The organism is Affinundibacterium nitidum (assembly GCF_014284155.1).
Taxonomy (GTDB): domain Bacteria; phylum Pseudomonadota; class Gammaproteobacteria; order Burkholderiales; family Burkholderiaceae_D; genus Undibacterium; species Undibacterium nitidum.
Window position 1 is genome coordinate 1,222,090 of record NZ_JACOFZ010000001.1, and the last position, 21,433, is coordinate 1,243,522.

The 21,433-nt window shown below is 48.1% G+C and carries 13 protein-coding genes; 4 read left to right on the forward strand and 9 right to left on the reverse strand.

Going from position 1 to position 21,433, the window contains the following annotated elements; genetic code table 11:
- Positions 1–2: 2 nt before the first annotated feature.
- Entirely contained in the window at positions 3–4,607 is a 4,605-nt protein-coding gene (locus H8K36_RS05275; RefSeq protein ID WP_186914747.1) for a DUF4214 domain-containing protein, read from the reverse strand.
- 510 nt (positions 4,608–5,117) lie between these two features.
- Between H8K36_RS05275 and H8K36_RS05280 the strand changes: the two genes are divergently transcribed.
- From H8K36_RS05280 to H8K36_RS05290, 3 genes are all read left to right on the forward strand, one after another.
- A complete protein-coding gene (locus tag H8K36_RS05280; RefSeq protein WP_186914746.1) occupies positions 5,118–6,509 on the forward strand; it encodes an RCC1 domain-containing protein in 1,392 nt (463 codons plus the stop codon).
- Positions 6,510–6,743: 234 nt separating this feature from the next.
- A complete protein-coding gene (locus H8K36_RS05285) occupies positions 6,744–7,463 on the forward strand; it encodes a substrate-binding periplasmic protein (RefSeq protein WP_186914745.1) in 720 nt (239 codons plus the stop codon).
- A gap of 12 nt (positions 7,464–7,475) precedes the next feature.
- Positions 7,476–8,366, forward strand: coding sequence for a Dyp-type peroxidase (locus H8K36_RS05290; protein ID WP_186914744.1), 891 nt, complete (start codon positions 7,476–7,478; stop codon positions 8,364–8,366).
- Positions 8,367–8,435: 69 nt separating this feature from the next.
- On the opposite strand, the gene H8K36_RS05295 is transcribed toward H8K36_RS05290, so the two are convergent.
- The 6 genes from H8K36_RS05295 to H8K36_RS05320 form a co-directional block, all read right to left on the reverse strand.
- The gene (locus H8K36_RS05295) at positions 8,436–9,671 is read right to left on the reverse strand and encodes an ABC transporter permease (protein WP_186914743.1); all 1,236 of its coding nucleotides are present in this window, start codon (positions 9,669–9,671) and stop codon (positions 8,436–8,438) included.
- Positions 9,668–10,951, reverse strand: coding sequence for an efflux RND transporter periplasmic adaptor subunit (locus tag H8K36_RS05300; RefSeq protein WP_186914742.1), 1,284 nt, complete (start codon positions 10,949–10,951; stop codon positions 9,668–9,670). The genes H8K36_RS05295 and H8K36_RS05300 overlap by 4 nt, the downstream gene beginning before the upstream one ends.
- Positions 10,948–12,957, reverse strand: coding sequence for an HlyD family secretion protein (locus tag H8K36_RS05305; protein WP_186914741.1), 2,010 nt, complete (start codon positions 12,955–12,957; stop codon positions 10,948–10,950). The genes H8K36_RS05300 and H8K36_RS05305 overlap by 4 nt, the downstream gene beginning before the upstream one ends.
- Complete coding sequence (locus tag H8K36_RS05310; protein ID WP_186914740.1) at positions 12,954–13,625, reverse strand: ABC transporter ATP-binding protein; 672 nt, start codon at positions 13,623–13,625, stop codon at positions 12,954–12,956. Before H8K36_RS05310 ends, H8K36_RS05305 begins: the two co-directional genes overlap by 4 nt.
- A gap of 248 nt (positions 13,626–13,873) precedes the next feature.
- Positions 13,874–15,550, reverse strand: coding sequence for a hypothetical protein (locus H8K36_RS05315; protein WP_186914739.1), 1,677 nt, complete (start codon positions 15,548–15,550; stop codon positions 13,874–13,876).
- A gap of 566 nt (positions 15,551–16,116) precedes the next feature.
- Positions 16,117–17,802, reverse strand: a complete 1,686-nt coding sequence (locus tag H8K36_RS05320; RefSeq protein WP_186914738.1) for a formate--tetrahydrofolate ligase — start codon at positions 17,800–17,802, stop codon at positions 16,117–16,119.
- Between the two features lie 163 nt (positions 17,803–17,965).
- Here H8K36_RS05320 and H8K36_RS05325 point away from each other — a divergent pair, with 163 nt between their 5' ends.
- Positions 17,966–19,108, forward strand: a complete 1,143-nt coding sequence (locus H8K36_RS05325; RefSeq protein ID WP_186914737.1) for a tetratricopeptide repeat protein — start codon at positions 17,966–17,968, stop codon at positions 19,106–19,108.
- A 39-nt stretch (positions 19,109–19,147) separates the two neighbouring features.
- On the opposite strand, the gene H8K36_RS05330 is transcribed toward H8K36_RS05325, so the two are convergent.
- Both H8K36_RS05330 and H8K36_RS05335 read right to left on the reverse strand, forming a co-directional pair.
- A complete protein-coding gene (locus tag H8K36_RS05330; protein WP_186914736.1) occupies positions 19,148–20,830 on the reverse strand; it encodes a hypothetical protein in 1,683 nt (560 codons plus the stop codon).
- 55 nt (positions 20,831–20,885) lie between these two features.
- On the reverse strand, positions 20,886–21,404 hold the full coding sequence (locus tag H8K36_RS05335) for a hypothetical protein (protein ID WP_186914735.1): 519 nt from the start codon (positions 21,402–21,404) through the stop codon (positions 20,886–20,888).
- Positions 21,405–21,433: the final 29 nt, after the last annotated feature.

Consider the following 21,433-nt stretch of genomic DNA (forward strand, 5'->3'; position numbering starts at 1 on the left):
GTCTAAATCGAAAATGCCAGATTCAACGAGTTGCCCGAACTATCCGATACCCCGACTAAAGTGATAATGTCACCACCTGCGACGGTGGTGCCGGTGCCAAGTAGCAGGGTCAGTTGCGTGCCATCACTGCTCCAAGTCGCCATCGCACCAGTACCAAAAATATGACCATTGGTGACCGTTAAATTCGCCAAAGTGATCGCTTTATTTGTTGCTTCCGAAATTATAAAGATATAGGTATCACCGACACTTACAGTACCAGAGGTGTCGGCGTCAGAATATGCAGGCAAACCCACGGCCGCGGGCATACTGGTCTCTAGCGTTGTGGTTAAGCTACCGCCGATTGCCCCTGCGTTCCCAGCAATATCAATGACTCTAGCAGAGATATTCTTGACACCATCGCTGCCCCAACCTGCCCCTGATGGAATCGTCACATTCGCACTGCCTGCCAAGATTTCGGCGCCAGTTAAGGTATGCAATACAGGAGTAGTAAAAGAAGCGCCGCCTAGTAAAATTTCAAGACTATCATTTGCCACCGCGCCAGTGCCCGCAAGATCAACGGTCGCGACCACACCTGCTGTCTTTTCAGCGGCATTGATGCCGCTTGCCGCCACAGCAACTCCCACCGCGTTGCTGGGAGCGGTAGGTGCGGTCGTATCCAAACTCACTGTCACTGATCCGCCCTTCGTTCCAACATTGCCAGCGAGATCTGTCACGCTATAAGTTAAAGTGTGACTGCCTTCGGCTCCCCAGATGGCACTGCTTGGTACCGTAAAATTAAAGGTGCCCGCGGTAATTTCAGCTCCGCTCAGTACATGGCTCACTGGGGTCGAGAAGGCCACCCCATCAATAAACAAATTGGCAGTATCGCCCGCCACAGCTGAAGTCCCACTTAGCGAGGCGGCAACCGTTACCCCTGCTGCCTTTTCCGTCGCACTTATCCCGTTTGTTGCTGCCGCAACGGTCATCGCTGCAGAGGGCGTGCTTGGAGGAGTCGTATCCAAGATCGTCACAGAAACTGAGCCGGTAGCCGAGCTAGCATTACCAGCCGCATCGGTGATTTTCGCGGTTAAGGTTTTAGCCCCATCAGCTCCCCAGCCACTAGCAGAAGCAATCGTGAGACTTGCGAGTTTGGCTGTGACCTCTGCACCAGTGATTGTATGTGTCACAGGTGTCGTAAATGAATTTCCAGCAATCAAAATTTCAACGACATCTCCTGCAACAGCCGCCGTCCCCGTCAAATCTACATCAACATTAACTCCCGCCGTTTTCTCAGCCGCAGTGATACCTCCGCCGCCATTGGCCGCAACCACTAAGGGACTGGTTGGCCCTGTTGGCGCCGAAGTATCTACATTCACAGTCAACACACTACCAGCTACACCTATATTGCCCGCGAAGTCTGTTACACGGGCCGTCAGATTTTTACTGCCATCCGTACCCCAACCAGATGCGCCGGGTACCACGATATTTACAAAGCCATTACTGATGTCAGTTGATCCTATTGTCTGAACGGCGGGCGTAGTAAATGCGGCACCGCCTAATAGAATTTCAAGCTTATCGCCAGAAACGGCACCCGTTCCTGTGAGATCAACCAATACATTTACACCGGCGGCGAGCTCGCTTGCATTAATACCCGACGTCGCTGCACTGACGACCAACGCGTTGCTTGGTGCGGTCGGCGCGGTGGTGTCCAATAAGATAGTATTCGCTCCACCAGGCAGGCTAGAGTTACCTAAGGCATCAGTGATCGAAGCAGTCAGCACTTTACTGCCGTCGAGTCCCCACCCTGCGCCACTGGGAATGATCAATGTCGCTAATTTTGCTGTAATTTGCGCCGGCGTAAGTACTTGGGTGACTGGCGTTGAAAAAGCCATACCGTTCAGCAATAGATTGAGTGTATCGCCCGCCGCCGCGCTGGTGCCAGTCAAGTCAACGCTTACACTAACACCGGCCGTTTTCTCGGTATTATTAATGCCATTTGAACTGGCAGGAATAGTCAAGGTGCTGCCAACGGCACCGGGTGGGCTACCATCTAAAGCGACCGTGGCTGAACCTGCAGCTGTACCTAAATTTCCGGCTGGATCAATAAAACGCGCTGTCAGGATTTTATTGCCGTCCGCACCCCAGCCATCGTTGGTGCCAATCGTCAAAGTCACGCTTTGCGCAGTGATTTCGGTCGGTGTAAGGGTGAACTTTACTGGCGTTGTAAATGCTGTTCCACCTACTAACAATTCAACCGTATCACCTGCTGTTGCAGTGGTGCCTGCTAGGCTAACCACCACCGCCACGCCCGCTGCCCGTTCAGTCAAACTTATTCCACCTCCTGCATTCGCCGCGACGCTTAACGCATTCGTCGGCCCTGCTGGGGCGACGGTATCCAAGGTCACTGAAAGCGAGGCACTGCTAGCACCCACGTTGCCAGCAATATCCAACACTCGTGCCGAGATCAACTTAGTTCCATCGATACCCCATGCAGCAGTACCAGGAATGATGATAGTTGCTGAACCATTAGAAATATCTGTACCGCTTAAGGTTTGTAAAATTTGGGGAGTAAGCGCTGCGCCGCCCATCAGAATCTCAATACTGTCACCAGCAACGGCAGACGTTCCTGTCAAATCAACCAAGACGGCGACACCTGCCGTCTTCTCACTCAGGCTAATGCCGTTAGTCGCAGCGGCGACGCTCAAAGCATTCGTCGGTGCATTAGGTGCTTTGGTGTCGACTGTCAGAGAGAGAGCACCGCCAGCTAATCCAAGATTTCCCGCCGCGTCAGTGACGGTTGCTGTCAAGGTCTTGATCCCATCTAAACCCCATACTGCACCGGCAGGGATTTTGATCGTAGCCGAATTCGCAGTAACTTGAGTCGCTTTCAAGACCGTGCTCACGACCGGACTAAAATTCGCACCATCAATCATGATGCTAACAAGGTCACCCACTAAAGCGTTGGTACCAGTCAAGTTCACTACAACATCGACGCCGGCAGCAATTTCCGCCGCACTGATGCCATTTAATGCAGCGGCCACTGTTAAACTCGAATTTTGTGAATTGGGTGGCACGCTATCCAACGTTACTTTTAGATTTCCACTGGCTAGACTCACATTCCCTGCAACATCAAAAAAACGCGCGGTAATAATGCGGTCGCCATCGGTATTCCCCCAAGCTGTATCATTTGGCGCGATTGTTACCGTCGCAGATTTATTTGTAATCTCACTTGCGGTGAGAATATGCATGGTTGTGTTGGTGAAGGGCTTGCCATCAATCAGTAATTCAACTGAATCACCGACCTGAGTATTGGTTCCCGTCAAATTGACGATCACATCGACTACGCCAGCTTTTTCGGAGGGGCTGATGCCGCCAGTTGATACTGGCATGACCAAGGGATTACTCAAAGCTGCTGGTATCGTTGCATCCAAATTCACTGTCAGGGCGCCACCGATCCCCCCGATGTTGCCAGAGATGTCGGTAACCCGCGCCGCCAGTGTTTTTTCACCGTCGAGGCCCCAATTGGCAGCGCCAGAAATCGTAATCATGACATAACCTGCTTTGACGTCCGTCTCCGTCAGCACCGCGGAAGCCGTTGGCGAAAACACCTGACCTCCATTGAGGACCTCAATTTTGTCACCTGCAAATGCCTGAGTTCCTGCGAGATCAACTTTAACCACCACGCCAGCGGACTTTTCCGCCGCATTGATACCGTTACTAGCAACGGCGATCGAGATCGGATTCGTTGGTGTACCGGGCGGAAGTTGATTCAAAATGACATTCAAATCACCACCCGCGAGGCCTTGCACGCCTGTCGTATCGCGCACAAAAACGTTCAATAATTTGCTTCCATCATTTCCCCAATTGGTACCCGCAGGGACTAATAAGGTCACTTTCTGCGCTTTGATATCGGCATCAGTCAAGATTTTTGTGACTGGGACGGTAAAAGAAACACGATCGAGCAGCAACTCCAAAACATTATTGACCGCGGCATTGGTTCCTTTCAAATCGACAACAACGGAAATTCCCGCTTTCACTTCGTTCGAGCTAATTCCATCGGCAGCTGCTGGCACTGCAATCGCATTCACAGGAGCGCCCAGACCAATACCCGTAACGCTTGAATTCATCGCATTTTTTGCGATCGTAATAGTAGTGGGGTCTGCATTCACGCTCGCCATCAAACTCTTCAGATAGGAAGGTGAAAAATCAGCCCTTTGTACATTTTGCTGATCAACGGCAAACTGCGCGACAGAGAGTCGATTGACAATATATGCTTTCCCCAGCGTGCCATCGGGCGTGGCCAAGCCAGTATTAATCATCGTCATCACCAACTTGCCGCGACTAGAACCATTCGCTAACTCAGCTGACCAATATTTGAGGCCTTCAACATCAGGTGATTTACCAAAAACATTGACATAAATAAGCGTGACAAAAGAGTCATTGGTCAAACCCTCGGGATAAATTGCCTTCACAATATCGAGCGAAAAAACCGTTTCTAGTACGTTTTCAAACGATTTACCGTTGGCCAATTGCAGCAACCAGTAGTCGAGACCACTCTTTTCTGGCGCTCGAATGAACGCTGCCAAATACATTTTGATCAATTCGGTTTGATAATTTATCCCAGCCATAATCTCTCTCACCAATCCCTTATTGTCGGCCACAAATCACGCGAACCGCGTCCCGACATTCACCCTCGATTGACAAACCTCATGCGAGACAGTTCCTGCGTCCCGCGCATCTTGTTTAATAACGGCTCATTTAATGGATTACTTTAAGGAAATATCGAATTCCTCGACCATGTTTTCCAGTCGCTTCATGATTTTTCAAGTTACCAATTGCTATTGAACCAGCATTGGTATTTGCATCCATACCCCAGAATCTAGCTTGGTCGAAAAAAGTGTATTCAATTTCGATAACAAGCCGATAAAAACAGCCCTTCTCTCTTATTCAGAAATACAAATACATACTAGACTGCCACTGAAGAATATTTTCTATCGGTGATACTATCGATATTAAATTTTAGGCATTTATTTTTTAATCGTAACGAGACATCCTCTCCTCTTCTGAAATTGGACATCTCGCTTTTAAACTATCTTTACGCGGTTTCCTTGGCTATGTACATTCGACAAAAACTCGCAATGAAATTCAAGTTCTTTTCTCTCGCCGCTTTGTTGTTGCTTCTAAGTGCCTGCGGAGGCAAAGACTCGACGACAAGTACCAGCACAACACCGACCGTCAGCCTTGTGAGTTTAGCGATAACCCCTGCGAACTCAACGATTGCACTTGGATCAACTCAACAATTCACCGCAACAGGCACGTATTCAGACGGCAGCACCGCTGCAATTACCAAAGACCTTGCCTGGACTGCTGGTGGCACGGTCGCCAGCATTACGTCTGGCACTGGCATTGCTACTGGTTTGAGCCTTGGGACAGATACGATTACCGCCACCGTCGGCAAAATTACCAATACTACCAAGCTGGTTGTTCAAGGTCCGTATCTCAGCGCCGCAGGCGGTGGTAGTCACTCAATCATTTTGAAGTCAAATGGAACCATTTACAGTGCTGGCTTGAACCGCAATGGTCAACTTGGCGATAGCACTTCAATTGACAAAGCTAGCCTCACTCAAATCGGGACCGCTAATATCTGGACTGTCGTTAGCGCTGGCGAATTCCACACCTTGGCACTGAGAAGCGACGGGTCACTTTGGGCATGGGGTTTTAATCAAAATGGACAATTAGGCGATGCTAGCCTCATCGACAAAAATACGCCGGTAAAAATTGGTACCTCGAGTTGGATCGCGATTGCTGCTGGAAAATCTCATTCGGTCGGCGTCAAAAAAGATGGAACCCTGTGGGCATGGGGTCGTAATTTCAACTCGCAATTGGGAGATGGCACTGTGATTGATCGTGTCGAGCCAGTGCAGATTGGTACAATTAAGACATGGACTAGCGTCGCTGCCGGCGCTGGTCACAGCCTGGCAAGACGCTCAGACGGCACCATCTGGGGATGGGGCAATAACACCAACGGGCAAGTCGGCGTAGGCCCCACACTTAATGTCTTAGCTCCCACCCAAATCGGTACCTCAACTTGGGTCTCAATCGCTGCGGGAAGTAATTACAGTACCGCTATCCGCGCAGATGGTGCGCTTTTTAGTTGGGGCGCAAACGAACTAGGTCAACTTGGAAATGGCGCCTTATCGGATAGGCTCAACCCTAGTCAAGTTGGAACCTTAAACAACTGGGCGATGGTTAGCTCAGGTGACAAACACAGCATCGCACTGAAAACCGATGGCACCATTTGGTCATGGGGTGCCAACACGGAAGGTCAACTCGGCATTAACAATACGATCACACAACTAACACCGGTGATGATTGGCGATGCTAAAAACTGGAAAAGTATCGCCACAGGCGCCTCACATAGTTTGGCGGTGAAGGCAGATGGCACTTTATGGGTATGGGGTAGAAATCTCGACGGCCAACTTGGGGACGGTAAGCGCCTCAACTTAGCGGTGCCCACAAACCTGCCGTAGCGCTTTTTCCACAGTTGTTAGCAGTAACGGTCCTTTTTACAGTGGTTCACAACTGTTTGCGGCTGAAAAGAAAGACAAAAATAATTTACGTGTTAAATTCCGCTAGAATAAGTCGATAGAGAAATATGATTTGGCTTTCACGGAATTCCCACTTTGCATTTGCTTAAGCTTACCCGTTTTTGTCTTGCTCTCAGCTGCAGCCTTTTCTGTTCAGGAACGCTGTCGGCGCAAGCCATGCCAACTCCGAATACCAATACACTAACTGTGCTGATGGCAGAACAACGCGGCGATCGCGATCAGGTTCTCCCTCTCACCAAAAATGTCATCCAACTTTTCAATTACCTTGAAGACACTACCAAACTAAAGATTGAAGTGCGTCGCTACCCTTGGCGACGCGTCTTACATAATGCTGAAAATGGCGAAGGCTTTATCTTCGGCATTTATAAGACCATCGAACGCCAGCAAATCTATAGCTTTTCTGAGCCGGTCTACTCTGACAAAATCTGGCTCATGACGCGTTGTGAAGATCATCTCAACTACAATGGTTTACCAGACCTCAAGGGCAAAACTATAGGCATTGTTCAAGGCTCTAGTGCTGGTGACGAATTTGATAGCCAAGTCAACGTTTTGTTCAAGCCTGAATACAACACAAGTAGTCTAGCAGGTCGTTTTTCAAAGCTTTACCAAAAACGAATGGACGCCTTCTTGTTATACGATCCAAGAACTAATCTAAAAGAGATGCAAAAAGAATTCAATCAAATCTATGCAACTGATATTGATGAATATCGCAAGAAAAAAAATGATATCTTTTGCATTCTCCCGAAACCAATCAATGTTATTGACGCCCACTTTGCTATGAGCATTCGTGGTGATAAAGCGCTACTCGAAAAGCTCGACCGTGCATTACAGCAAGCGCGCAAAAGTGGCGAACTAGATCGTATCTTCTCCAAATAATTTTCAACAGCTATGGCGCACTATCAAGTAGGCATTTTGGCGGGTATTCCGGCTCACGCAGAATATTTATTTTTTCAACTTCAACAAGAAACAGCCGCACAAGAGATAAAGAGCGCCCTAGAGAAAATCAAACACCTCGTAGACGGCGACATGCTCGTGTTGGGTCTAGGCCACGATCTTTGCCAGCAGTTGCATCTCCATGTTCCGGCACTCAAACATTTCTCGATCGAGGCGACAACAGGCACAAGTGAAACTCAGAGCGCCCTCAACAAAAACGCTGATTTGTGGTGTTGGCTTCGCAGCGATGAACGCGGTGAATTAGTGGAATGTCAAAGACAACTAGAGAGCTTACTCGAACCATATTTCACGCTACATGATCAAGTCTCGGCATTCCGCTACCAAGGTGGGCGTGATCTCACCGGTTACGAAGATGGTACAGAAAATCCGGTCGGTGAGGATGCACTAGCCACTGCATTTGTAAATGATCCAAACTCTCCTCTACATGGTTCTAGTTTTGTCGCTGTTCAGCAGTGGCAGCATCAGATGCAACACTTCCATGCGTTGGCGAGAGCGCAACAAGACAATATCATCGGCCGTCGCAAAAGTGACAACGAAGAACTCGAAGACGCACCGGAGAGCGCCCATGTGAAGCGCACGGCACAAGAGAGCTTTGCACCCGAAGCCTTCGTCTTGCGCCGCTCAATGCCTTGGGCTCAGCAATCCAAAGCAGGTCTTTTATTCACGGCATTTGCGACATCGTTCGACGCCTTCGAAGCACAGTATCGTCGCATGTTGGGCAATGAGGATGGTATCGTTGATGCGATATTTAGCATTTCGCAGCCAATCAACACGCATTATTTTTGGTGCCCCGCATTACAAAACGGCGAACTCGCTTTTGGTTGAATTAGAACTGAGAGTTCAATAGAGATTCGCTAGCGATAAATCGAGCGAATCTCTTCAAATCACCGCAGTCTAGCCATCACTACGCAAGGCAGCAATCGGATCTAAAGTTGAGGCTTGTTTTGCTGGGAACACACCAAATACTAAACCCACAGCGACACACATCGCTACCGCTGTGAACAGGCTTAAGGGTGACCAAGCGACAGACCATCCAGCTAGGCTAGCAATACTGTAGGCCGCAATAATTCCCAGAAGCAGACCTAGCAACGCGCCACTGACCGCGATCACTAAAGCCTCAGCCAAAAACTGTTCGACCACGTCGCGACGTCGTGCGCCAAGTGCGCGTTTCAAACCGATTTCGCGTCGGCGTTCCAATACGTTGGCCAGCATAATATTCATAATGCCGATGCCACCAACCAAAAGAGATACTGCTGCAATCGAACTCATGACAATAGTGAAAATTTTCTGCGTCTGCTGGTTTTGACGATACAGCCCCATCGGCACAATCAGATTTGTATCGTCCGCGCCAGCGTGTCGTTGTTGGATCAATGTTTGCAATACACGCGCAGCGCTATCTGGTGCCGATTTTCCATCCAGCCGCAGACTAATACCATCGACTTCATCCTCAATTTGCGTGAAGAAGAAACGTGCACGACCACTCTCCCACGGTACAAATAGGCGTTCATCATCGAGGCCTAGTTTGATGCCCTCAAATTCGCTTTTGCCCGCACTACGATCGGCTAATACACCAACAACTTCAAGCCAGGTATGGTTGAGCTTAATACGTTCGCCAACAGGATTGATGTCACCAAACAAAGTCTTGGCAAGGCGAGCTCCTATCACGCAAACAGGCGCCAGGGTATCGCCATCTTCATTGACGAACCAGCGTCCATTCGTAACTTGCAAACCGCCATGTTCAGCATAGCTTGTCGATACCGCAAAAGCGCGTCCTTGCTCGATACTGGACTGAAAAACCAATTGATCCACTTTGATTTCTTTTTTTAATGCTACCGATTGCGCACCAGGTACTACCGCCATCGCGGCCGTAGCATCAGCTGCAGATAGGCCTAGCGAGCGTGTACGAATCTCTTTCAACTTATCAGTCGGAATCGTTTTACTTTCGACGATGACATTATTAAGCCCTAACTCGGCCACTAAACGCAAAGCTTCGCGTTTACTCCCTTCACCTACGGCCAACATGGCAACAATCGCGGCCACCCCGAAAATCATTCCCAACAAAGTTAAACCTGTGCGAAGTTTGCGACGTTTGAGTTCAACCACTGCTTCCAGAATCAAAGCGCGATTCATGCTTTACCTTCTTTCTGTTTTTCTTGTCCAGCACCTGATTTTTTAACTGCCTCAACGTTCTTATCAGCTTCTTTCTTATCGCCTTTTTCTTGCGGCGTCAGTACCACTTCGTCGCCGAGCTTGAGCCCTGCCTTCACCTCGGTGCGAACCGGGCCTCGCATACCCAAATCGATTTTTCTTTTTTCAGCCTTGGTCCCATTCATCACTAAGACTGAGTAATCTGAACCATCTTGAACCAGAGCGATATTCGGCACCGAGATCACATTCGGCATATCGAGCAAATCCACCTTTGCTGACACAGCCTGACCTGGCTTCAAGCCATATTGTTTAACCATGGCATCATCGATCACCACTTCGAAATCAGAGTACTTGACCGGCGACTCTCGGCTCTTGGTACTGGCGGTTTTACCGACTTTACTGACCTTTAAATTCAATTCAGTCCCAGTGCCGGATAAGCGCACTTTCACCATTTGGCCTTCCTTCAGACCAAAAGCAGCACCTTCTGCAATCGAGAAACGCGCAACTTGTTTTTCGAGATCAGGCAAGGACCCAAATTCATCGCCTGCCCATAGCCTTCCGCCAACTTGTGGCAGCGTGCCATCCCATCGTGCTTTCAGAATAAACACGCCTTGATGTGGTGCCAGCAACTGTAACGAATCTAGGCTCTTACGCTTTTGATTGATTTTGAGATTGATACTTTCCTTTTGTGATCCGATGACCGCCTGCTCCGCGTCTTGACGCAAACCCAGTTGCCCTTTTTTCCAGTTAAGGTAGCCTTGCTTGTCGGTTAAAAAACCGATATCGACGAGCTTGTCGAGAATGCTGTTCTGGGCAAATATTTTCAGATCGGCGTTCGCATAGCGCTGGCTCAAACTTAAATCTGTATTCACCTTCGAGCTTTCTGATCCTAATTCCGCACGCCCCAAATTTGACTGCGCGAGCACCGCTGCTTCGTTGAGTTCTTTACGCAAGAGATCAACTTCCGCTTGTGACAGCTGGACGCGTGACTGCGCCGCATCAAACGTGGCAATGACTTGGCCCTTTTCCACTAAGCTACCGTTGGGAACCATACTTAACAAATTGCGTTGATCCCAACCTTCACCTGGTACGTTGAGGGATGTGCTTGCGGCGGCCTTAATTTCACCTTCGGCGACAAGTTCCTCACGCCATGGTGCTTGCTTTACTTTTTCAGTCGGTAGGGCTTCATTTCCCGTATCGGAGCCGCAGGCCACCAAACTCAACATCGCCAGTACTAAAGCGCTCAGCTTCAATTTCATCATCTTTGCGCTCCTTTGGCATTTGGTACCGTATTCTTACTAGCCGTTTGCGTTTCCAGTTGCACCTGTACCGCAGTGCCAGGTTTCACACCTTTAGGTAAGCTATCAAATTCCAATTCAATATCGCGCACCACTATAGGTTGGCTAGAAGATTTGCCGTGGAAAACTGGTCCCATCGCAGTTATCTTTGCGTTCACTACCGTATTTGCGCCTGGCACAGTGACTTTGGCAATTTGCCCTAGTTTGATTAAAGAGATTTGTCCTTCGGGTACCTTTGCAGCCACATACACCTTATCTGGGTCTGCCAAATTGGCGACGGCGATACTCATAAAGACACGAGTCCCGACAGCAAACTTCTCACCTTCGAAATTACTCAAATGCACCACCGTTCCCGCTCGTGGTGCAGTTACAGTCAAACCTTTGACGCCCTTCTCTAGGACATCTATATTCCTTTGTAACTGCGCGACTTCCGTCTTCATGCCTAACATTTCCTGTTCTTTGGCACGCTTATGTGCATCGCGCTGTCGAACTGCCAACTGGGCCAATTGGGCAAACTGTTCCCGTTCTATCACCAATTTGTCATAATCGACCCGTTTCACCAGCTCGCGTGGCAAAGAAGCCTTTCGTTCCGCCTTCTCGGCATTGCTCTTAGCTTCGCTCACACTCAAGTCAGCAGCACGTAAGGCCTCCGCCTGATCCAACTTGAGCTTCTCCATCGCTCTTTGTTTTTCCTTGAGCGAACTGCGATGCGTATCCAAACGTGTCCCCACTTCGTTGGCCTCGAAAATCGCTACAGGCTCGCCTTGCTTTACTTGAGCTCCTTCGGCTGCCAACATCACGAGGTTGTATTCCCACACCTGTTGAATCGATGGTGGCGAGATCGAATATGATTGGCGCGATAAGACATCGCCTTCCAACGTGATTTGGGTTGGCGCAGGTTTGCTGACTATTTTTTTTGCTGCCGCTGTGGTCGGATCGATCGCTTCAATAGCTGCACTCATACCATGCTGCAGAGCTAGGTTTTGAACATCCGCTAATCGTATATCGACCTTAAAGTATCGCCCTTTTCCCCAAGCGGCTTTCGCCTCTGGTGCTCCAGCGATACTGTCGATGGTGCCGCTTACAATCGCGCCGGGTATAGCATCAAACCGAACTGTCACAATTTGCCCTTGCTTTATGAAAGAGCGATCTGATTCCAAAACATAGGCAACCACACGCAATTGCCCCGTGCCCATGATGTAACCAGCCACCGAGCCAATGTGCCCCATCCCACCTTCGTCGAGTCGCTTACCGGACCAGCCATCGTAACCATGAATCACTACACCATCTTTTGGCGCACGGACCTCGGCTTGCGCAATCTGTACTTTTGAAAATGCGACTTGAATTTGTGATTTTTTGACTGCCAAAACCCCGTCTTCTATCTTTCGATTAATCGCTTCTTTAGCAATCTCCAAGGCTTTTTCTTTGACTTCAAGATCTTTCTTCGCACGATCGAGTTCACCTTGATATTTATCGTAGTCTAACGCCGCAATTTGCGCCTTAGGCAAAGCCGCGTCGACTTTGGCTTTACCCAACGCCGCTTTGGCCATCAACAATGCGCGCTCTGCCTCAATTTGGCGGACTTCCAGGTCAGCGACCTCACGAGCATTAGTTTGACGTGCTTGTGTCATCTCCAATTCGACACGTTCCAAATCAGTATTACCTTGGGCATCTACGCGAAGAACGAGGTCCCCTGCTTTCACTCGACTTCCCTCAGGTACGAAATAACGGAGAGTCATCGGCGAAACGTTTGAAGTCGGCACAATGATCGGAATCGAGTCGCTCGCCTGAACTTCACCCGCAAACAACACTGGTCTTTGCACTTTGGTCACAGTGCTAGCTGTCACAGAAGAGGAGCTAGTTTTAGTCGTGGTCTGCGCTTTGACACCATGCAAACTCAAGCACATAGACATCAACACTACTGACAGTGCTGTTCGACGACCATAGGAATTCATGAGGTCCTTGCTCATTGCTGCACCTCTGCAACTTTGCCATCCTTTAAATGGATCGTTCGTTGCGCCTGTGCCGCAATATTCGGATCATGCGTGACCAACACCATGGTTTGACCGTTGCTATGCAATTCCGCTAGCAAGGCCAGCACGTCGGTCGCACTTTTTGAATCGAGATTACCTGTCGGCTCATCTGCCAATAACAAAGCAGGTTGATTCAGCAAGGCGCGCACAATCGCCGCTCGTTGTAATTGACCGCCAGAGAGTTCGCCGGGCAAGTGATCAAGACGCTGCGCCAGCCCCACTCGCTCAAGTAACTGGCGTGCGCGTTGTTCAGCTTGTGAATCGACAGTAGCCGCATATCGCTGAGGCAATAGCACGTTCTCTAACACCGTCAAACGAGGTAATAAGTGGAAAGACTGGAAAACGAAACCAATACGACGATTGCGCAAATCGGATGAAGCGTCGTCATCCATGCCTGCAATTTCATCGTTCTCAAGATGGTAGGTACCTGAATCTGGCTTATCGAGTGCGCCTAGCACATTCAATAGTGTCGATTTACCGGAACCTGACGGCCCCATAATTGCGACAAATTCACCTTTAGCAATCGATAAATCTACACCATCTAAGGCTCGAATCTCATTGCCGCCCTGCTTATAGCACTTACGGATATTCTTGAGTTCTATCATGTCTCTCGTTTTTCTAATCGCTGTTGTCGATCGTGGATCATCAAATCACCACGTTCGGTAAAGTTAGCGGCGAGTATCCTTAGACATTCGACAATTGTCAATCATATCAGTTCATAAAATAATAAAAAAATCATTCCTTAGTGAGAATCGTTTCAAGTCTTTCAAACGACGCCTGAATATCAATCGCTTTATCGCCGATACAAACAAAGAAGCCCGCTTTCGCGGGCTTCTTCCGAAACAAAATTAACTTAATTGCGCATACTCACCACACCGTAATGCGCAGCTTGATCCTTATACAAAACCTTGCCGCTAGCACGATCAATAATCTTTAGCGTGAGGATCAGACTGCTATGTGAATTCTGCGCGGTGATTTCGAACGACTTTGCCAGATCAATATAGAAGCCATCTTGTTTTTCTTTTCCCGCTTGTGACATGTTGTAGGCCTTGTACATGTTAGAACTACCTCCGCTACGGATTTTGAGCTCAGTATCAACACCATGACTTCCTGAGAAACAAGCTAAGATGTTGATATGGTTGGGCATACCGCAAGATAGGACAGCAATATAAGGATAATCCTTCGCATAGGCCACTTGACGAGCTCTCTCTTCATCTTCACGCGCTTTTGCTTCAGCTTTATATCGTTTATCTCGCGCATCCTTTACCTGAAATGCAGTCAGTTTTTTATCTTTACCTTCGCTCTCGTCGCGTAAAAATTGAATAACTTCGTCGTGACTTTCACCTCCACCGTAATTAGCTTTCTTCATGCGCTGTATCGCGACGGTGAGCTCTTCCACACTCTTCACGCCTAAGCTGTCGAAATCGTCGATTTGTCTCGAACTTGCTCTTGGGTTCAGTTGTTTGGAAAAAGCGTATTTCTCAGCGGACTTGAATCCATAAGACTCGGCAAAGCTCGCGACTAATTCTGTTTTAGGGATAGCGATATAGAAATTAAAGGGTATCTTATCGCGTTGCAAAGCAGTCGACATTTTGATAGCTTCATCATTGGTCATCACTGGCACTTGGCACTTCCCCGTTTGCACCGCCTCATACAACTCATTGAGATCTTTCGCGACCATATCAAATTTACGATCACGGGCGATCCCTAAGCCTTTGCTGAATTTCTCGTGATAACGCATGCCAGTCGTCCACTCAGCCAAATCACCAGAGCCAGCTACAGTACAAGTCTTGTAGACACCTAGCTTGCCTGAACTATCTTTAGGCGGAAGCAAATAGAAACTGACGATGGAGTTTCCGAATTCAGGAAGTTTCGCCAGCAGCGTTTGATTGCGTGCTTCACGCTTTTGAACCGATTCAGCTTGCTTCTCTTTTGCCGCTTTCATCTGGGCAATCAAAGCACTCGCATCCACTTCGCCAAGAATCAATAACTCACCTCGATCAATGAAGCGCTGCAATAGTGGTAAATCGACGCGTGGGTGTAAGAAGAAAACATCGCCCGACAGACCTGGATTTCGTAAATCTCCACTGATGGCTGCCAAACTAGGTTCCCATTTCAAGCTATCTGCACCTACTCCAAAACCTACAAGCTTATTCACCACTTCCTGCCACATTTTATTTAGTAAATCAGGATCAATACTCTCGTAATATGCTTGTCGTTTGCCTTTGCCCGCAGCACCGGCCGTAATTTCATCGACCATCGCTAAGGAGTTCACATCCATGTAGCGTGCTCGGCGAGGATCGAAACTGACTTTGTAATTACCTTCTATGGTCTTACTCATGGTAAAACCAGCCGCTTGCCCGTTCTTTGCGTTCATCAAGATCAACACGTTGGCAGGCGTAAAGTTCGGTGCAGAGGCCGCGTTCGTTTGCGCCTGCGATCCAGAAGCTTGCTGCGCCCAAGCAAAAGGAGAAATGAGGGTAAAAACAAATATCAAACCTGCCATCTGGGTCAGCGTTCGGGTCATCATTCGAGTCGCCATCATGTAGCTCCTTATAGTCAATTTTGGAGATGCCAGCCATTGGTATTCCCTTGCTTTAGATCCCATACTAAAGCGCGAACTTAACTACATCATAGTTCACAAAATTTCCTCAAGGCAACTGCATTTAACTCTCAGAATGTGAATTTTTGATACAGGGATAAGGTAGATGCAATCAACGTTGGCGCGCCGCCACGAAGGCATAACTAAAAAGCAATAAACCCGAATAAGGAGAGTGACACCGACAGATGACGATTGAGCCGGTGAAGCAAAGATAAAGCCGGCCGCAATGCGCAGAGGATAAGTACGAAAAGACGATACGCTTAACAGAAAAGCCCTGAGCGGAATGCAGTGCTAGGCGCTTCCCGCAGCAATACTCGAGTATTGCGAGGACAAGCAACGCCGCAATGCACAGCGGATAAGTACTAGAAAACGATTCACTTAGCAGAAAAGCCCTGAGCGGGATGCAGTGCTAGGCGCTTCCCGCAGCAATACTCGAGTATTGCGAGGACAAGCAACACCGCAATGCGCCGGCTCAGGGATTTTATGTAAGCGAATCAAGAGAGTCCGCTGATCACTCCCTCATCATCAATATCAATATGCAAGGCTGCAGGCACTGCAGGCAAGCCTGGCAGACGCATGATCGCCCCGGTAATCGGTACCAAAAATCCCGCCCCTGCCGCGATTTCAAACTCCCGCACGGTCAACTCGAACCCAGTGGGTCTTCCGATCAAAGCTTCGTTATCAGAAAAGGATTTTTGGGTCTTAGCGATACAAATAGGCAGATGTCCTAAACCCAAACCTTCGATGTGTTTAATATCGGCCAAGGCTTTGGCTTGGAAAACGACTGAACCTGCACCATAGATTTTCTTGGCCACAGTTTCCACCTTGGTTTTGATATCGCTATTCCAATCGTAGATCGGTGTATAGCGACCATGAAAATTCTCGACTGTATCGACGACTGCTTGTGCCAAATCAGTGGTTCCTTCGCCACCCTTTGCCCAGCCTTCCGACAAAGCCACCTTAGCACCGCGCGCTTCACATGCTTTCTTTAGGAAAGCCAATTCTTCATCACTATCGCTACTAAATCGGTTGATTGATACTACTGCTGGCAAACCGAACTGCGCGATATTCTCGAGATGTTTCTCGAGATTGGCGAAACCGGTCTTTAAGGCATCCAAATTCGGTGTCGTTAAGGTCTTGAGATCTTGTCCGCCGTGATATTTCAATGCGCGCACAGTGGCAACGATGACCACAGCCGAAGGACTCAAACCCGAATAGCCACATTTGATATCAAGGAATTTTTCAGCACCAAGATCTGCACCAAAACCCGCTTCCGTCACCACATAATCGGAAAGCGACAGCCCAAGTTTAGTCGCTAAAACAGAATTAGTTCCTTGTGCAATATTAGCGAAAGGGCCGCCATGAATAATCGCAGGATTACCTTCCAAGGTTTGTACTAAATTCGGTTTTATCGCGTCTTTCAAGAGAGCAGCCATTGCACCTTGCGCCTTGAGATCGCGGCAATAGATCGGCTTGTTATCGTAGGTGTCACCAACATAAATATTGCCCAGCTTAGTCTTGAGGTCCTGAAAAGATTCCGCTAGACACAAGATGGCCATAATTTCGGATGCCGCCGTAATATTGAAACCAGCCTCGCGTGGATTGCCTCCAGGACGACCACCTAGACCCGTAATGATACTGCGCAAGGAACGGTCGTTCATGTCCATCACACGTTTCCACTTCACTGTGCGCGGATCTATCCCCAGGCTTTCTTTTTGGAAGTAGATATTGTTATCAATTAGCGCCGCCAACAAATTGTTTGCTTTTTCTATGGCAGAAAAATCCCCGGTAAAATGCAAATTGATATCTTCCATCGGCACGACTTGAGAATAACCACCACCTGCAGCACCACCTTTGATACCAAACACGGGGCCGAGCGAAGGTTCACGCAAAACCACCGTCGCTTTTTTACCGATACGATTGAGACCTTCCGTCAAACCGATCGAGGTTGTGGTTTTTCCTTCGCCTGGCGGTGTTGGTGTAATTGCGGTGACCAACACCAGTTTGTTTTTCTTAATTTTTTCTGGATCAATCAAATGCAAGGGCAGCTTCGCCTTATACTTTCCGTAATGTTCGAGATCATCGACATCCACGCCAAGACGCTTCGCAATTTCATTGATATGAGTGAGCTGCGCCGCTTGTGCAATTTCAAGATCGCTTTTGACTTCCTTAGTTGCCACGATTGAGCCTTTCTTTTAAAGTAGAGTAAGCGAATTATCGCGCCTTTTCAGATCAGTGTGCAGCGTAAATCATGTGTCACGCCACTTTTCATTTCGGATCTGTAACAGCTTTACATGGGTTTCAAACTTCAGTTACTGCTTTGTATATGAAATTGTGTCCATTATGCGGATTTTTATTGCAAGTCTTGGGTTTATTCTGCTCAGTGGTTGCGCATCCCAAGAACAGCGTATCGAACAACCAGCGAGTTTATGGAAAGATGCACACTTCAGTTCACAAGAAACTCGCCCTCTCGATGCATCTGAGATTTTCAACATCGGACCCGCGCTGGAATCGAAAATTCGTGCGGCTAATCTACAGCACGCGAGTATTCAAGAACGTGCAGACTTTTTGCTTAATTTGATTTACACCAGCAGCAATCGCCCGTTTTTATATGAGGGCTACCATACGACTCCCGCAAACGAGACTTGGGACAGAAATCATGGAGATTGTTTGTCTCTGAGCATTCTCACTTACGCGATCGGAAAACGACTTCATTTACCGATTGCGATTCAAGAGATTCCCTTACCAGTGCAATTTGATCGTCGTGGCAAAACGGAGTATTTAAATGCACACGTGAATACGATCATCCTCAATCCCCAGCTGGCTATTGCAAATGACGTGGCTAAAAATGATCGTGGTTATATGTTGATCGACTTCGACCCAGGACAATTCACACAAAGAAGAGGAACACTGCTAACAGAGCAAGAAGTGGTAGCGCGCTTTTATAGCAATTTGGGGGCAGAGGCGATGTTCAATAACAAGCCGTCGGTCGCCTACCATTATTTTAAAGCAGCGCTTAACATGAGCCCGACCCATACACCGAGCCATCTCAACCTAGCTACCTTGTATCAGACACAAGGTCTAAATAATGAGGCTATCACGGCGCTCAAACGCGGCTTACAACTGAATGCGAAAGACGCTGTAATGCTGCGCGAACTACAACGCGCCTATGTCAATGCAGGGATGCATGCAGACGCACATGGATTAGATCAAGCAATTCAACTTATTCAAGAAAGCGACCCTTATTTCTGGATAGGTGCAGGCTTACAAGCTTTACAAACAAAACAATATGAACGTGCGATTCAATCTCTTGAAAAGGCCCAAAAATTGAGCACTGGCTTTGAAGAAGTTCATCAATATTTGGCCGAGGCTTACTGGCGTGTTGGGAATATCGACTTGGCGAAACAGCAAATGAAAATTTTAGGCGACATCAATTCGACCAACCCTAAATTGCGTTTCTTGCGGGCCACGATTGCGGCGAATTAATGAATGAAATGCGGTGGCGAAAGCCACCGCTTCTCTGCATTATTGCGCCAACATTTGCTCGCTCGTGAGACTCACAGGAATACTGCCAATATCATTAAACTGTTGGAAGAATAATTTCATATCAAACTCGCGATGCTGCAATTCCGCTTGTTTCGCTTTTTGTGTCATCAGTTTCTCGATAAGATATTTCCCAACAACATAGCTAGTGCCGTATCCCGGCTGGCGCAAGTATAGATGCTGTTCGAACTTCAATAAGTGAGGCTCACGGCGCATCCAATTACGGGGAGTCCAATCTAAATGCACGCGACTCGCTTCTTCCATGTTTTTCAAATTAGCATGTGCATACAAAGATCCCAAGCCTCGCGCAGCACGTTGCGCCAATAGGATCCAAACAAGCTCACGTGAGCGTGGGCTGTCGTCATGCAAACCCATATGCATGAACATTTCCTCTACACCAGTTGCAATCCCTTCATTGCGGTTATCCCACAAATTAAATAGCAATGGACTACGACGAATGGGGCTCGCATGAGGCTCATCGCGGATCTGCGCCAAGTCAAACCAATGGTACCAATGGCAATACAAAGCGAGCGGATCGTAATGCAAAGTAATGCTGAAAAAATTACGCTTATCCTCAGGCACAAAACTTTGTAAATGTTCGCGAATTGCGGGCTCCATATTGGGCTTGATAGGCATCACATTTTTTTCGTTCAAAAAGCGCATCAGTTTAGTCGCCGCGCGATCTGCACGCGCATTGAACTCCTCAACACTCGCTGCCGCTATCATCGGTGGCAAATTCTTATTGCGCTGTTCTTCCAACTTCAAGTTAGCCCAAGCTCGATCAAGTTCTCGCTGCAACAAATCAACTTCTTGCTGCCAGGTCATCGGCACCAAGTGCACATTCTGCTGATACCACGTGTAGTTCTCTTTCCCAACCCCTGATGGCCCATTCTTTGAAGCAGACTTTTCGTGCAGCCACACCACAAAATCACTGGTCGCGGCCATCGCCAATGCAATAGATTGTTTAAGTGGAGTTGATCCGTAGGAGGCTGTCTTTTGCTCTAGATCTTGCAAATCAGCGACTTGCTGTTCGAGCGTACTAATACCTGCTATCCATAAATCTCTTGCGTTGCCAGTTAGATTCGCCTTTGCTTGTTTTAACAAATGTGGAATAACCGCGATCTCTCTGGCCAGTTTCTCTTGATCACCCGTGTTTAGTGGAAATTGATAACGCCACAGTTCCACCGTTGCATGATTGGTCGGTCCTTCGCGCGCAGGCGTGTCAGAGGCTTCAGTAAAAATGCTTTGATAAAACGCGGGATCACGCACCCACGGCTGAAGCACACGGTGATTGAAATCGTAGCCATTCATTTCAGCACGAACAATTTTCCAATCGACTTGCTGTTCTTTAGTCCAGGAGCGCGTGTCCATGGAAGTCAGTCGTTCGCGTAATTGCTTAAATTGAGGAAATGTCTTGAGCCTTCTCTCCAAGGAATAGTCTGGGGCACCATCTCGTAAAGGAGGTCGTTCGAAATTTCGCCACTCTACAAATATCTGCAGCAGATCCTGATAGGAAGCCGCCTTTACGGATTTGACGACAGGTCTAGAATCAGACTTCATCGCAGGCTTCAGTTCGTTGACGTTTGCCGCCGGCATCGTTTGCGCCATCGCTGCCCCACTGATAAAGAGCACAATGGCCAGACAGTATTTCTTTTTCAGTTGCATATAGACCCCAAGGATTTAGCTTACTTCAATCGACTTCAAGCAAAGAAAATGAGGCTCAAAGTATTCTCTTGAATTCCGCTTTAAATAAAAATTGCATCCTGCATGGTTTACCAGCGCACATCGCTGGCTTGTACTTTTCTTCTAGAAGGGCAAGCGCTGCAACTCTTGCGATATCTGAATCAGGTGTCTCAAAGATGGAGACAGATTCAGGCTCACCCGTACTAGACACATCGACCGCGATCGTCAGCATTCCATTTGCCACGACGATTTGCTGGGCTTTTGACATTTTTTGATGAATAGCACGCGTTCCGTTGAGGGGATATGGTGGCTCATCTTCCTCAGGCATATCCTCATAGAAACTACGTAGATAGGCTTTTTCGTCGTCGCTTAGTTGGTGATAAGAACGGTCCATCGACATCGATGATGTAGCGATTTTCTTTTTTAAAATTGTTCCCAGAGCTGGTGTTTCTTCTTTGATCGATTTTTCGTCCTTGCCTTGTGCTGACACAGAACTGGAGGCCAACAGCGAAACCCATAAAATCGCAGCCAAAACTAATTTAGTTTGAAAAAACATCTACACTTCCTCATCTAATTCGATAATTA

Excerpts from the sequence above, each read along its gene's own strand:
- H8K36_RS05275 (WP_186914747.1), bottom strand. The coding sequence starts at position 4,607 with ATGGCTGGGATAAATTATCAAACCGAATTGATCAAAATGTATTTGGCA.
- H8K36_RS05280 (WP_186914746.1), top strand. The coding sequence starts at position 5,118 with ATGAAATTCAAGTTCTTTTCTCTCGCCGCTTTGTTGTTGCTTCTAAGT.
- H8K36_RS05285 (WP_186914745.1), top strand. The coding sequence starts at position 6,744 with ATGCCAACTCCGAATACCAATACACTAACTGTGCTGATGGCAGAACAA.
- H8K36_RS05290 (WP_186914744.1), top strand. The coding sequence starts at position 7,476 with ATGGCGCACTATCAAGTAGGCATTTTGGCGGGTATTCCGGCTCACGCA.
- H8K36_RS05295 (WP_186914743.1), bottom strand. The coding sequence starts at position 9,671 with ATGAATCGCGCTTTGATTCTGGAAGCAGTGGTTGAACTCAAACGTCGC.
- H8K36_RS05300 (WP_186914742.1), bottom strand. The coding sequence starts at position 10,951 with ATGATGAAATTGAAGCTGAGCGCTTTAGTACTGGCGATGTTGAGTTTG.
- H8K36_RS05305 (WP_186914741.1), bottom strand. The coding sequence starts at position 12,957 with ATGAGCAAGGACCTCATGAATTCCTATGGTCGTCGAACAGCACTGTCA.
- H8K36_RS05310 (WP_186914740.1), bottom strand. The coding sequence starts at position 13,625 with ATGATAGAACTCAAGAATATCCGTAAGTGCTATAAGCAGGGCGGCAAT.
- H8K36_RS05315 (WP_186914739.1), bottom strand. The coding sequence starts at position 15,550 with ATGATGACCCGAACGCTGACCCAGATGGCAGGTTTGATATTTGTTTTT.
- H8K36_RS05325 (WP_186914737.1), top strand. The coding sequence starts at position 17,966 with ATGCGGATTTTTATTGCAAGTCTTGGGTTTATTCTGCTCAGTGGTTGC.
- H8K36_RS05330 (WP_186914736.1), bottom strand. The coding sequence starts at position 20,830 with ATGCAACTGAAAAAGAAATACTGTCTGGCCATTGTGCTCTTTATCAGT.
- H8K36_RS05335 (WP_186914735.1), bottom strand. The coding sequence starts at position 21,404 with ATGTTTTTTCAAACTAAATTAGTTTTGGCTGCGATTTTATGGGTTTCG.